Source organism: Sphaerospermopsis sp. FACHB-1194 (assembly GCF_014696235.1).
Classification (GTDB): domain Bacteria; phylum Cyanobacteriota; class Cyanobacteriia; order Cyanobacteriales; family Nostocaceae; genus Sphaerospermopsis; species Sphaerospermopsis kisseleviana.
Map to the genome: position 1 here is coordinate 36,190 of NZ_JACJPU010000005.1, position 13,708 is coordinate 49,897.

The 13,708-nt window shown below is 37.1% G+C and carries 10 protein-coding genes, 1 pseudogene and 1 CRISPR repeat array; of the genes and pseudogenes, 10 read left to right on the top strand and 1 reads right to left on the bottom strand.

The genetic code is table 11. The features are described 5' to 3' along the window. Positions 1–17 precede the first annotated feature (17 nt). From cas10d to H6F45_RS04585, 9 genes and pseudogenes are all read left to right on the top strand, one after another. Complete coding sequence (gene cas10d, locus H6F45_RS04545; protein WP_190346595.1) at positions 18–2,972, top strand: type I-D CRISPR-associated protein Cas10d/Csc3; 2,955 nt, start codon at positions 18–20, stop codon at positions 2,970–2,972. A gap of 27 nt (positions 2,973–2,999) precedes the next feature. Continuing rightward, positions 3,000–3,983 carry a type I-D CRISPR-associated protein Cas7/Csc2 gene (gene cas7d, locus H6F45_RS04550; protein WP_137668197.1) on the top strand — a complete coding sequence of 328 codons (984 nt, stop codon included), beginning with the start codon at positions 3,000–3,002 and terminating at the stop codon, positions 3,981–3,983. Positions 3,984–4,049: 66 nt separating this feature from the next. Then, entirely contained in the window at positions 4,050–4,763 is a 714-nt protein-coding gene (cas5d, locus tag H6F45_RS04555) for a type I-D CRISPR-associated protein Cas5/Csc1 (RefSeq protein WP_190346596.1), read from the top strand. Then, complete coding sequence (gene cas6, locus H6F45_RS04560) at positions 4,760–5,554, top strand: CRISPR-associated endoribonuclease Cas6 (protein ID WP_190346597.1); 795 nt, start codon at positions 4,760–4,762, stop codon at positions 5,552–5,554. Before cas5d ends, cas6 begins: the two co-directional genes overlap by 4 nt. A 19-nt stretch (positions 5,555–5,573) precedes the next feature. Further along, complete coding sequence (gene cas4 / locus H6F45_RS04565) at positions 5,574–6,158, top strand: CRISPR-associated protein Cas4 (protein ID WP_096568709.1); 585 nt, start codon at positions 5,574–5,576, stop codon at positions 6,156–6,158. A gap of 4 nt (positions 6,159–6,162) precedes the next feature. Then, positions 6,163–7,140, top strand: coding sequence for a type I-D CRISPR-associated endonuclease Cas1d (cas1d, locus tag H6F45_RS04570; RefSeq protein WP_137668200.1), 978 nt, complete (start codon positions 6,163–6,165; stop codon positions 7,138–7,140). Further along, positions 7,137–7,430 carry a CRISPR-associated endonuclease Cas2 gene (gene cas2 / locus H6F45_RS04575; RefSeq protein ID WP_096568703.1) on the top strand — a complete coding sequence of 98 codons (294 nt, stop codon included), beginning with the start codon at positions 7,137–7,139 and terminating at the stop codon, positions 7,428–7,430. The genes cas1d and cas2 overlap by 4 nt, the downstream gene beginning before the upstream one ends. 211 nt (positions 7,431–7,641) lie before the next feature. After that, positions 7,642–11,064: direct repeats of the CRISPR family, unit length 37 nt; unit sequence GTTTCTAATTACCTAATCCCCGCAAGGGGACTGAAAC. Between the two features lie 134 nt (positions 11,065–11,198). Then, positions 11,199–11,375 (top strand): annotated as a pseudogene (locus tag H6F45_RS04580) (CRISPR-associated endoribonuclease Cas6); the annotation flags it as partial. Positions 11,376–11,529: 154 nt separating this feature from the next. Next, positions 11,530–12,396, top strand: a complete 867-nt coding sequence (locus H6F45_RS04585; protein ID WP_190346598.1) for an alpha/beta fold hydrolase — start codon at positions 11,530–11,532, stop codon at positions 12,394–12,396. A 212-nt stretch (positions 12,397–12,608) separates the two neighbouring features. Here H6F45_RS04585 and H6F45_RS04590 read toward each other — a convergent pair whose 3' ends face one another. Beyond that, on the bottom strand, positions 12,609–13,301 hold the full coding sequence (locus H6F45_RS04590; RefSeq protein WP_190346599.1) for a rhomboid family intramembrane serine protease: 693 nt from the start codon (positions 13,299–13,301) through the stop codon (positions 12,609–12,611). 82 nt (positions 13,302–13,383) lie between these two features. On the opposite strand from H6F45_RS04590, the gene H6F45_RS04595 reads away from it, so the two are divergent. Next, entirely contained in the window at positions 13,384–13,701 is a 318-nt protein-coding gene (locus H6F45_RS04595) for a hypothetical protein (protein WP_190346600.1), read from the top strand. The last annotated feature ends 7 nt before the right edge of the window (positions 13,702–13,708 follow it).

Genomic DNA, 13,708 nt, shown 5'->3' on the forward strand with positions numbered 1-13,708 from the left:
AAAGTGATTTTACAACTATGCCTACATTATTACAAGCCTTACTGATTGAAACTTTACCAGCAGACACAGATCCGATTTTAACTTTATTTGTTAACACTATTTTGCCGGCAATGGAAAGGGAATTTGCCCTTATTCCTGCTATGGGAGGTTCAGAAATAGTACATTATCATAATTTAGTGAAATTGGGTGATCAACACGCCCAGGAAAATGCTCAACGTTGGGCAAATAAACCTGATCAAAGTTTATTAGTTCATGTTTTAAATGGGTTATTAATTGCGTGGAATTTGAGTCTGCATTTATCACCACGTCAGCAATTAAAAGATGAGGAAAAGAGATTATTATGTTTAGGAATTGCCTTACATGACTATAATAAATATGTGAAAGCACAAGGGGAAGAACAAGCACCACCAAAAGCCCATGAAATTGAGGAAATTATTAATTTATGTAGGGAATTGGGGACAAAATTAAACTTTACAGAATTTTGGACAGAGTGGCCAGATTATTTGTTAGAAATAGCATTTTTAGCACAAAATACCCAGTTTAATGTAGATAGTAGTTCTATTATTTCTCTGTGGGAAAATGAGCAGCGACAATTCACTATTAAGGATAAAAGATTAACTGATATTTTACGGCATTTATTAGCCTTTGGAGATATTGCAGTACATATATCTGATCCTGCGGAAATTATCACAACTACAAAAGGTGATAGATTACGAGATCACTTATATTGGTTAAATATTTCCAAGAAATTAGTTTACCATCGTTTACGAGATTGTCGGGGATTAATTACCAATCAAATTCATAATGCAGTAGTTAATTTTGCCCATGAATTAGGATGGGAAGAAATGCTCTGTTTTGCTCAAGGTGTGGTTTATTTAGCTCCTAATGATGTCACAAAACCACAATTTACAGATGTACAAACTGCTGTTTGGGATAATTTAATTAATGGTAATGAAGAAAGAAATCAAAAAGGACTAGCAGAGTATTTTCAAAGTGGTGATGTGGGTTATGTTCGTGATGGTAAAGGTTTAAAAATTGCTCCCCAAACCTCAGAATTATTCACACCTAAAGATTTAATTTGCCAACTTCCTGAAGTTGTACAGGTGAAAGTTGCTAATACTAAATCACCTGCAACACCAAAAAGGTTAGAAAAGTTAGATTTAAACCCAACAGAAATACAGTTTTTAAATACTGGTGCTGATATTCGCGCTGATAGGTTAGCGGAGTTTATCATATTAGCTCAAAAAGAATTTTTTGCTAATTCTTCAGATTATATCAATTGGATACTTAATACTTTAGAATTAGCTGCGGAAATATCCCCAGAAGCTACACAAAAACAGTCAGGAGGAGTTAATTATGGTTGGTATCAAGTGGCGGCTCATTATATTGCTAAAAATCCCACTTTAGACGAAAATCAAGTTAGGAAATATTTGCAAGATTTAGCGAATAAATTAGCAAATTGGGCTGAAGAAAATAAATTGTTGGCAGAAAATAGCAGTCCTACCTATCAAGCATTTATTGATTATTTGTCTGAATATTTGGAAATATTTACCACTGGAGATAAAAATAGTGATTTTACTCAAGAATTAACAGCTTATACCCAAGCTAAAATCACTAATAAACCTCTGTGTTCTTTCAGTAGTGGAGAAGCATTAGCTGAGGAACAGTTAGATACTGTAGTTTTGTTTAAACCTCAACAATATAGTAATAAAAACGCCTTGGGAGGAGGGAGAATTAAACGAGGAATATCAAAAATTTGGTCTTTAGAAATGTTATTGCGTCAAGCATTTTTAGGCGCACCCGCAGGAAAGTTAGAGGAACAACAACCAGTATTTCTTTATATTTTTCCAGCTTATGTTTATTCTCCCCAAGTAGCTAAAGCTGTGAGGTTATTAGTGAAGGAATTTAAAAGAGTTAATTTGTGGGAGGTGCGTAAACATTGGTTAGATGCAGAAATGCAATATCAAGGATTACAAAATTTACCTTGGAGAGAACATGATGATGTAGAAGAGGGAAGATTTGCCAAATCTAAAAATTATTCAGTTACAGACTTACCTTTTATGGCGATGACTTATACCACAACTAGAGGTAAAACAGTTACAGATGCGTGGGTAGAACCGATTTTTTTAGCATTATCTTTACCGCTTTTGTTAGGTGTAAAAGTTGTGGCTACTGCTAGTCCCGATCCGCTTTATGCAAGTGATCAAGAGTTTTTACAATCAGCAGTTGTAGATGGTGCGGCGGGTTTTTGGCAGTTACTCAATACATCATCAAATGTCAGAATCCAGGAGTTATCACCTGCTTTAAATAGGCTATTAATTACCTACAGTTTACATTTAGATAATAGGAGTAAAAAACCCGATGCTAGATGGCAAGCATTAACCGGAACTGTGAGAGATTTAGTCACAGATGTTTTAAATATCTTTGCTATTTCTGATCAAGGATTTCGTAATAGTAAAAAAGAACCAGGAAACAATGATGTTAAAAGAATTTGGAATTATGCCCAAATCTGGGTAAAAGGAGACAAACAAATGCAAGAAAAACTGAAATTAATTGAGCGCATTGTTCAAGAATATCGTCAATTTTATCAAGTGAATGTTGGTGAATCTAGTCACTCAATTCTGTTACCAATTTCTAAAGCTCTAGAGGTAATTTTGACTGTTCCTAATCACCTGGAAACCGATGATATCATCTTACAAGGTGCCGGTCAATTATACGATGCTCTCGAAAGACAGGAAGCATTTAAACGCCCATTGTTGATGAATAAAACTGTGGAGTATTCTGAACGTAAAAATCAAGAATTAATGGCAATTCGTCAGTTTATGACTACCTGTGTTAATGATTTATTTCTGGGACTTTATAAAGGCGATCGCGCACTACTCCAAGAAAACCGCAATCGCATCAAATCCGGTGCTGAATTTGCCTATCGTTGGTTATCTTTGCCATCAAAAAACACTGAACAAAACACTTAAAAATCTGAATCATAAGGAATTAAAAACATGAACTTAAAAACCCTGAAACCTGAATTTCATACTGCTTTCCCCCGGTTAGCATCTGGTAAATATGTCCACTTTTTAATGTTACGTCACAGTCAATCTTTTCCCGTGTTTCAAACTGATGGTGTTCTCAATACTGCACGTACTCAAGCAGGGTTAAAAACCTCCGATTCTATCAGTCGGTTAGTAATGTTTAAACGTAAACAAATCACCCCAGAAAGATTAGCAGGAAGGGAGTTATTACGTTCTTTAAATTTAACCAGTGCTGACTCCACAGATAGAGAAAAATTCTGTGAATATAATGGTGAGGGTTCTTGTAAAAAATGTCCTGATTGTATTATTTATGGTTTTGCCATTGGTGATAGTGGTTCAGAGCGTTCTAAGGTTTATTCTGATTCTGCATTTTCACTTAGTTCTTATGAACAATCTCACCGGAGTTTTACCTTTAATGCACCATTTGAAGGTGGAACAATGAGCGAAAAAGGAGTGATGAGAAGTGCAATTAATGAATTAGATCATGTTCTCCCAGAAGTCACATTTCCCACTGTAGAAACTCTGAGAGATCCAACATTTGAAGGCTTTTTATATGTCTTAGGAAATCTCCTCAGAACCCGGCGTTATGGCGCACAGGAATCACGTACAGGCACAATGACTAATCATATTATTGGTATTGTCCTTTGTGATGGGGAAATTTTTAGTAATCTTCACCTCACCCAAGCATTATATGATGCTCTCAAACCAGATATTAATGCCCCAATTGCAGATATCATTACCACAGCAACAGAGGTGACTACTAATTTATTGAATCAAGAACCAGTGCGTAAAAATCAGGTAATTATGGGTTCTCAATTAACGGATTTATTGACTGAGATTTCCGCTATTTATCAAGATGAAACTCAGTTACAAAGTACCATAACAACACTATATCAGCAAACAAAAACCTATGCTGAAACCTATGGTGCTGCTGCTAAAAAGAGTAAAAAATAGTCCACTGTAAAAACATCACTGGGGGTCTTTCCTCCAGTATTATCTATCTTCAAATTTAGGAATGATATGATTATTTACCAATGTGATTTAACCCTACATGATAATGTATTCTTTGCCAGTCGTGAAATGGGTATTCTCTATGAAACTGAGAAATATCTACATAATTGGGCTTTGAGTTTTGCGTTTTTTGAAACTGCTTATATTCCCAGACCTTATAGACTTCAAGGTGAAGCAGCCCAAAAACCTACTTATTTAGAAGTTAATCAAGAACAAAGTCTTTTACATCTAAATAAAGCAGGAATTTATGTTTTTCCAGCTTTACCTATTACTTGGTCATATCAAGTCAATACCTTCAAGGCTGCCCAAGTTCCTTATTATGGAAAATCAGCACAATTCGGTGGTGAAGGTGCAAGAAAAAATTACCCTGTTAACTATGGTCGTGCTAAAGAATTAGCTATAGGTAGTCATTTCCAAACCTATATCTTGGCTAATAAAAATATCATCATTCCCCATTGGATTCGATTAGGTAAATGGTCAGCAAAAATTAAGGTTGATACCACAATAATAACAGATGTTAAACAAAAATCTGGAGAATATATAACCAGACATCCTTTAAATCCCCTAGACCTATCTACAACAACTAGATTATTACTTTACAATCGTATTGTTATGCCTCCTTCGAGTTTAGTTAGTCAAGCTCAATTATCAGGAGAATATTATGAATTATCTGATCAAACTTGTTTGCCTTTAGGAGTTGCTTATGGGGCTAATATCAAATGAATTTACACAGTTTAGTTATTGAATTAGGTGCTGCTAGTGAAAAGCCTATTCCAGCTACATTAAATAGGGCGATTCATTCTCAATTTATGGCATGGTTAAGTTTAGGAAATCCACACATAGCTAAATCAGTTCATGATAGTCAGGAATCTCCTTTTAGTTTATCAGGATTAATTGGTTATCGTCGTCTACATGGTACAAGATTAGGTGATAATTTTATCATTCGTATTTCTCTGTTAGATGATAATTTAATTTATCCACTTCTACAGGGTATAGAACTCTCTCAAAATCAGTCTCTTTATCTTGGTAATTTTCCTTTTGTAATTCGTGGTATTTCTACTTTTCCTGGTTCTCATTCTTTAGTGAATGTTTCTGATTATTGTATTTTAGCAAATACCAATGATTTCAATTCTGAAATTGTGCTAAATTTTGTATCACCCACGAGTTTCAAACAACATCAAAATATCCAACCTTTCCCTTTACCGGAGTTAGTATTTAATAGTTTGTTACGTCGTTGGAATCATTTTGCACCTTCAGATTTACACTTTCCTGAAATTAAATGGCAAGGTTTGGTTTCTGCTTTTAACCTCAAAACCCATGCTTTAAAAATGGAAGCAGGAGCAGAAATTGGTTCTGTAGGCTGGGTGAAATATCGTTTTTTAGATTCTGAACAAGCGAGAATTGCTACTATTTTATCTCACTTTGCTGTCTTTTCTGGTGTGGGGAGAAAAACAACTATGGGAATGGGACAAATCAATTCAAAAGTCAAAAGTCAAAAGTCAAAATTAAACTAATTACCAATTACCTAATAAAATGAATGAAGATTATTTACCCCTAGCTTATCTCAATGCTTGGGAATATTGCCCCCGGCGTTTTTACTTGGAATATGTGTTAGGTGAAATGGAAGACAACGAACACATTATTTTAGGTCGTCATATCCACCGCAATATTAATGAAGATGGTACTTTTCAAGATGGTGAAACTTTAATTCATCAACAACAATGGGTATGGTCTGAACGTCTCAAGGTTTCCGGTGTTATTGATGCGGTGGAAGAATGTGATGGTCAACTTGTGCCGGTGGAATACAAAAAAGGTAAGATGGCACAACATCTAAATGACCATTTTCAATTATGTGCTGCGGCTTTATGTTTGGAAGAACGGACTGGTAGAAATATTACCTATGGTGAAATATTTTATCATGCCAATCGTCGTAGACAAACTGTGGTTTTTACTCCCCAATTACGACAAATGACTGAACAGGCTATAGCATTAGCTCAAGTTGCCAGTCAAAACCAAATGCCAGCACCTATTGATCATACCAAAAAATGTCAATCCTGTAGTTTACAACGGATTTGTTTACCTTTTGAAGTCAAACAATTAAAATCTCAGGAGTTCTAAAATTATGACTACTCTGTATGTAATTCAACCTGATGCTATTCTTAGCAAAGATTATGAGGCTTTTGTAGTAACTTTAAAACAAGAAGATGGTACTTGGAAAAAACATAAAATCGCTGCTCAAACTGTGAATGAAATTGTCTTAATGGGTAATCCCCAAGTGACTGGTGATGCCTTTACCTATGCTTTAGAATTAGGAATGCCCATACATTATCTTTCCTGTTTTGGTAAATACTTGGGTTCAGCTTTACCTAAATCTTCTCGTAATGGTCAACTGCGATTAGCACAATATCAAGTTTATTCCGATCCTGTGAAAAGATTGGAATTAGTGAAAACCATTGTCACTGCAAAAATTCATAATCAATATCATGTATTGTACCGACATAATGAAAAGGATAATCCCCTCAAAGAACGCAAAAGTTTAGTTAAAAATCAACAAACTTTAGACCAAGTTCGGGGTGTGGAAGGTTTAGCAGCTAGGGAATATTTCGCTTGTTGGCAGAATATGGTAGGCAAACAATGGACATTTAATGGTAGAAATCGTCGTCCACCAACTGACCCGGTAAATTCATTATTGAGTTTTGCTTATGCTTTATTACAAAGTCAAGTAATGGCAGCAGTAAATGTGGCAGGTTTAGATCCTTATATCGGTTATTTACACGAAGTCCATCATGGACAACCAGCGATGGTGTTCGATTTAATGGAGGAATTTAGAGCATTGATAGCTGATAATTTGGTGTTGTCTATTTTAAACAAGCAAGAAATTAAACCTAATGATTTTAATGAAAGTTTAGGTGCTTATCGTTTAAAGGATAATGCTAAAAAAACATTCCTGCAAGCCTTTGATAAAAAGATGAATGATGAATTTAAACATCCGGTGTTTGATTATCGTTGTACCTACAGACGAGGAATAGAATTACAAGCACGGTTATTGAGTCGTCATTTACAAGAAGGTGTACCCTACAAACCATTATCATTAAGATGACAACACATTTTTATCTCATAATTTACGACTTACCAGATAGCAAAGCTGCTAACAAACGCAGGACAAGATTACATAAAATGTTGGGTGGTTACGGAAAATGGACTCAATATAGTGTGTTTGAATGTTTTTTGACTGCGGTGCAGTTTGCGACACTGCAAACCAAGATAGAACGATTGATTAAATCTGAAGAGGATTCGATTAGAATTTATGTACTAGATGCTGGGAGTGTGAAAAAAACTATCACTTATGGTTCGGAAACCCCTAGACAAGAGCAAGCGATAATCATATAATTGATATATCAGCTTGAATTTTTGGCAAACCTAGAGCGGGGTCAAAAACCCTGGGGGGTCCGCCAAATCGCCAGAACCTTGATAATTGAATAGTTCCAGCGTTTCATCAGTTTCAGTTGGCGGTTAACCCGAAGCCTGAAATGAGGTTTTTTCAGAGGTCCGCCAAATTCCCCCCTACAGTCTGCTCCCAGACTATGTTTCAGAGGGCGGGGTTTCTAATTACCTAATCCCCGCAAGGGGACTGAAACCTGCTATCTCTTTTTCTGTCATTATGAGATCCTCTGTTTCTAATTACCTAATCCCCGCAAGGGGACTGAAACACGACTAAATTAATGGATGAATCGGGAAGCGATCGCATGTTTCTAATTACCTAATCCCCGCAAGGGGACTGAAACATGTTAGTAGCTGCTTTAGGACAGCACTATACCCAGTTAGTTTCTAATTACCTAATCCCCGCAAGGGGACTGAAACTTTATATTGGCTACAAAAATTACTTGGGAGAATCTATGTTTCTAATTACCTAATCCCCGCAAGGGGACTGAAACTATTAGATACAGGTGGTACTCCATTCGCCACAGAAGCGTTTCTAATTACCTAATCCCCGCAAGGGGACTGAAACACTCCCTCTACTTCCATTTTTTTTGACTTGCTCATGTTTCTAATTACCTAATCCCCGCAAGGGGACTGAAACATAATGTTGAACTTAGGAAAAAAGCTTATATCACCTAGCTTGGTTTCTAATTACCTAATCCCCGCAAGGGGACTGAAACCACACTCACCATCTGCACTACGACACCAGATTTATCGTTTCTAATTACCTAATCCCCGCAAGGGGACTGAAACACCATTTTATTTGTCTCCTGAAAATTTGTTTCCTGAAAGTTTCTAATTACCTAATCCCCGCAAGGGGACTGAAACTTACCCATCGTTGCAACTGCCTTGATCTATAAATCCAAAGTTTCTAATTACCTAATCCCCGCAAGGGGACTGAAACTTGATTCTTGATTGGGATATCTACATTTTCAGAATGTTTCTAATTACCTAATCCCCGCAAGGGGACTGAAACTTGACTGAGTTGATCGCGGCTTCGCAGGAAACCATAGGTTTCTAATTACCTAATCCCCGCAAGGGGACTGAAACGAATTAACGTAGGGTCAGCTTATCTAATTTGTTACGAGTTTCTAATTACCTAATCCCCGCAAGGGGACTGAAACGACACCAAAAAAGAAACTTTACCTAGCTTTTTAATGTTTCTAATTACCTAATCCCCGCAAGGGGACTGAAACAACAATATAGTCATTAATTTGGAAAAAAAATGAAGAGTTTCTAATTACCTAATCCCCGCAAGGGGACTGAAACAAACGGATCGCACTTCCCCCTATTGGGGAATACTACTCGGTTTCTAATTACCTAATCCCCGCAAGGGGACTGAAACCTGCGTCAGACATGGCATTAGATAAAAAGATTAGGTTTCTAATTACCTAATCCCCGCAAGGGGACTGAAACTTTTGTTATTCTGGAAATGCGCTAAGAAATGGATTAGTTTCTAATTACCTAATCCCCGCAAGGGGACTGAAACTTTTTATTATTTGCTTAAATAGTTAGTTTGTATATGTTTCTAATTACCTAATCCCCGCAAGGGGACTGAAACCATATCCTACTAATTAGTAGGGTTTTGTGAATAGTTTCTAATTACCTAATCCCCGCAAGGGGACTGAAACACAAATTATGTTCACAGTTACGCCCTGTTGAGTTAACAAGTTTCTAATTACCTAATCCCCGCAAGGGGACTGAAACTATCAGGGAGATATCCCGGAAGAAGATGAGGATGAGTTTCTAATTACCTAATCCCCGCAAGGGGACTGAAACTTAATTTGGTAGGAACTATGAAAAAATTACGATCTCGTTTCTAATTACCTAATCCCCGCAAGGGGACTGAAACTCAAATTTTAGGACATACATTTTAAATCAATCCTAGTTTCTAATTACCTAATCCCCGCAAGGGGACTGAAACACAATAAAGGAAGATTGACAATCGATATCCATACCATAAAGTTTCTAATTACCTAATCCCCGCAAGGGGACTGAAACATAAAAATACCGCTGGCTGGCTGGTCAGAGATAAGTTTCTAATTACCTAATCCCCGCAAGGGGACTGAAACCCTCGGAAGTATGTACCTTAAAGTGGAGCGACTTGTTTCTAATTACCTAATCCCCGCAAGGGGACTGAAACCCTTGATTAAAATGATCGCACTAGGCGAACTCACTGTTTCTAATTACCTAATCCCCGCAAGGGGACTGAAACAAAAAGAGCGTGACCTTAAACTTGCAGAACGGTTTAAGCGAGTTTCTAATTACCTAATCCCCGCAAGGGGACTGAAACCATCTATTTTCCTTGTTTATGTTCCAGGTTTATGTTAGGTTTCTAATTACCTAATCCCCGCAAGGGGACTGAAACAAGATTGAAGTATCGGGGGTTAAGTTTTCTTAGATTGTTTCTAATTACCTAATCCCCGCAAGGGGACTGAAACTTTTAGTCTACCAACTTCTTGAAAAGAATAACCTACTTAGTGTTTCTAATTACCTAATCCCCGCAAGGGGACTGAAACCCCCATTTATTAACTATTAATATATATGACCATCTATAGTTTCTAATTACCTAATCCCCGCAAGGGGACTGAAACATAAATGATTTACCTTACCTTAATAGCTATGATTACGTTTCTAATTACCTAATCCCCGCAAGGGGACTGAAACTACTCTCCGTAAGGCTCAAAGTAGCCTACATGATCTGTTTCTAATTACCTAATCCCCGCAAGGGGACTGAAACTAGAAAGCATCAAGGTCAATGCTTGGAATGTTGCCGTTTCTAATTACCTAATCCCCGCAAGGGGACTGAAACTAGTTAGCAGGAACTTTCACAAATTCCCTATCAGTGCCGTTTCTAATTACCTAATCCCCGCAAGGGGACTGAAACCAAACATACTATTAAATTAACGCCGTTAGGGTGTGTTTCTAATTACCTAATCCCCGCAAGGGGACTGAAACGATTCTTCCATCATGATTTTTTGCTCCTCAATTTTGTTTCTAATTACCTAATCCCCGCAAGGGGACTGAAACAATTGACTCCGGCTTTCTCGAAGTCAATCATTTTTGTTTCTAATTACCTAATCCCCGCAAGGGGACTGAAACTAAAATAAAACGCGATTTTAGACCATCGAACAATAGGTTTCTAATTACCTAATCCCCGCAAGGGGACTGAAACTCACCCACTTTATACCCCAGTTATACCCCAGTTTAGTTTCTAATTACCTAATCCCCGCAAGGGGACTGAAACTTGGATGGATAGAATCAAATCCAAACCCACGACATTGTTTCTAATTACCTAATCCCCGCAAGGGGACTGAAACAAGACCCTACGAAGTTTGGCTAGTTTTTCTTCATCGTTTCTAATTACCTAATCCCCGCAAGGGGACTGAAACCCTTTAATAGATTTAATCATGGTTTTTGTAACTTTACCTAGTTTCTAATTACCTAATCCCCGCAAGGGGACTGAAACTTCCCAACAAAAATCACCAATTCTATAATCGTCGTAGTGTTTCTAATTACCTAATCCCCGCAAGGGGACTGAAACATCATTTTTAATCTCCTTGTGTTTGTTTTCCGTCTTGTTTCCAAGACTAGGGCAAACTAGTTTAGAATGGATAGAACCAACATCCAATATATCAACAGAAATTACAACTAATTTATTACCAGAACATATAAAACACAGGAGGCGATCGCACGGAAAAAATAGCTACAACTTGGGCAACAATATTAGCAAGAAGGGAAATGGGAGAATCATTACAAATCATAGCTCAAGATTTAGAAATACCATACACCACAGTTAAAACTTATGTTAAATTAGCACCACGGGCGCTGAAAGATAACCAGAGCAATATTTAACATGATTATGTATTTGGTGAAATTAGTGATCGCTTTTTCCAATATGTGAATTATATTAAATTAGCGATCGCCAAAAAAGATTAAATATTAAATATTAAATATTAAATATTAAATATTAAATTTAATCTTGTTTATTTTGAGGAGTAAATTAATAGTGAAAGCAAAAATCAGAGATACAGAAATCTATTTTGATATTGACGGTTGTGGGTTAGCAGTTGAAGAACAGGGAATACGTGAAAAACCAGTTGCTTTCATCATTCATGGTGGACCTGGAGTAGACCACACCAGTTATAAACCTTGTTTTTCTCCCCTCAGTCATCACCTACAAATGGTCTATTTTGATCATCGGGGTCAGGGAAGGTCAGCACGTGGATCAAAAGAAACCTATACCCTAGAAAATAATGTTGAGGATATGGAAGCTTTACGCCAATATTTGGGGTTAGAAAAAATCATTTTAATTGGTTCTTCCTATGGGGGTATGGTTGCCCTTTCCTATGCTATCAAATATCCGCAAAATGTTTCTCATTTAATAGTAATTGCCACAACCGCCAGTTCCCGTTTTTTACAACGCGCTCAAGAAATTTTAGCACAAAGAGGAAACCCAGAACAAAAAGCGATCGCCTCCAAACTTTGGGCAGGTAATTTTGAAAACGAAGAACAGCTACGGGAATTTTTTAAAATCATGAATCCAATGTATTGCCAAACCAATAACCGCAAAACAAATTCTCCAGACTCAGACCAAACTATCCTCTCAGTTGATGCCATTAACATTGCCTTTAGTGGCTTTTTAAGAAACTATAATATCCTCAACGAATTACATAAAATTACCTCACCAACACTGATAATTGCCGGACGACATGACTGGATCTGTCCCCCAGAATTTTCAGAAGAAATTGCCGAAGCTATTCCTAACGCCCATTTAAAAATATTTGAAAATAGCGGTCATTTAATTCGTGTTGATGAACCGCAATTACTCTTAGATGAAATTATTAATTTTCTCACTAAGCTGTTACACAGCTAAATTGTATAATCCTAATATTCTGAACTCTTGTAGAACAGGCAAGATGCCTGTTCCACTTATACAAATTAAATGCAAGGTTTTTAAGTTCTCACAGCCTAAAGGCTTGCACTTTTTCAATTTCAAATTCACTGAAATCCTTTACCTGTAAGGTTTTCGTATTTATTCAGCAACCCCCAATCACCAATCACCAATCACCAATTACCAATCACCAATCACCTTTTTATCATTTTGATAAAAGCCGCACCTGTAACTAATCCGGCAAACTGTCCCCAATAACCAGGATTAGTAAAACCACCATCAATATTTAAACTACCAATTCCATAAAATGACTGTTGAATAAACCACCAAAATAAATACCAAAAAGCAGGAATTTCCACAGGAATAAAGATAATAATTAAAGGTAAAATCGAATCTATTTTCACCTTCGGAAACTTGATAATATAAGCCCCTAAAATAGCAGCGATCGCCCCATTTGCACCAATCACAGGTACACTTAACTTAGGATTCATAAAAATTTGCATCATCCCCCCAAACACACCAGCAGCTAAATACAGCAATAAATATCTTTGTTGTCCTAAATTTCTTTCTACCGTCTTACCAAAAACCCACAGAAATAAAATATTACCCAAAATTTGACTAAAACTACCATGCACAAACAACGAAAGTGGTAAGGCAATTAACCGCCAAATTACAACTATCCAAGCCGCCGAATTATAAAAAATAGCATTAGTTAAAGCAGTGTTAGTTTGTTCAGGAATAATCCCCCAATTGCTGACAAAGTTACCTAATTTCCCACTTACATCTAATTGTAATTCCCAACAAAATATCCCCAAATTAATGCCAATCAACCAATAAGTAATAATTGGTTTCTTCCAACTATAAAAGTTATCACTAATAGGAATCATGATCAATGGTAATGGGTAATTGGTAATAGGTAATTGGTAATTGGTAATTGGTAATAGGTAATTGGTAATAGGTAATTGGTAATTGGTAATTGGTAAAAATAAAATTGATTACCCAGTCCCCAGTCCCCAGTCCCCAGTCCCCAGTCCCCAGTCCCCAGTCCCCAGTCCCCAGTCCCCAGTCCCCAGTCCCCAGTCCCCAGTCACCAGTCACCAGTCCCCAGTCCCCAGTCACCAGTCACCAGTCACCAGTCCCCAGTCCCCAGTCACCAGTCACCAGTCCCCAGTCACCAGTCACCAGTCACCAGTCACCAGTCACCAGTCACCAGTCACCAGTCCCCAGTCACCAATCACCAGTTACCTGTGGCAATATTGTAATGAAGTAATATTACACTCAACTTAGCAACCGA

What these genes read in the sequence shown, in the direction of transcription:
- cas5d (WP_190346596.1), top strand. Translation starts at nt 4,050, where the DNA reads ATGATTATTTACCAATGTGATTTAACCCTACATGATAATGTATTCTTT.
- cas4 (WP_096568709.1), top strand. Translation starts at nt 5,574, where the DNA reads ATGAATGAAGATTATTTACCCCTAGCTTATCTCAATGCTTGGGAATAT.
- cas10d (WP_190346595.1), top strand. Translation starts at nt 18, where the DNA reads ATGCCTACATTATTACAAGCCTTACTGATTGAAACTTTACCAGCAGAC.
- cas1d (WP_137668200.1), top strand. Translation starts at nt 6,163, where the DNA reads ATGACTACTCTGTATGTAATTCAACCTGATGCTATTCTTAGCAAAGAT.
- H6F45_RS04590 (WP_190346599.1), bottom strand. Translation starts at nt 13,301, where the DNA reads ATGATTCCTATTAGTGATAACTTTTATAGTTGGAAGAAACCAATTATT.
- cas6 (WP_190346597.1), top strand. Translation starts at nt 4,760, where the DNA reads ATGAATTTACACAGTTTAGTTATTGAATTAGGTGCTGCTAGTGAAAAG.
- cas2 (WP_096568703.1), top strand. Translation starts at nt 7,137, where the DNA reads ATGACAACACATTTTTATCTCATAATTTACGACTTACCAGATAGCAAA.
- cas7d (WP_137668197.1), top strand. Translation starts at nt 3,000, where the DNA reads ATGAACTTAAAAACCCTGAAACCTGAATTTCATACTGCTTTCCCCCGG.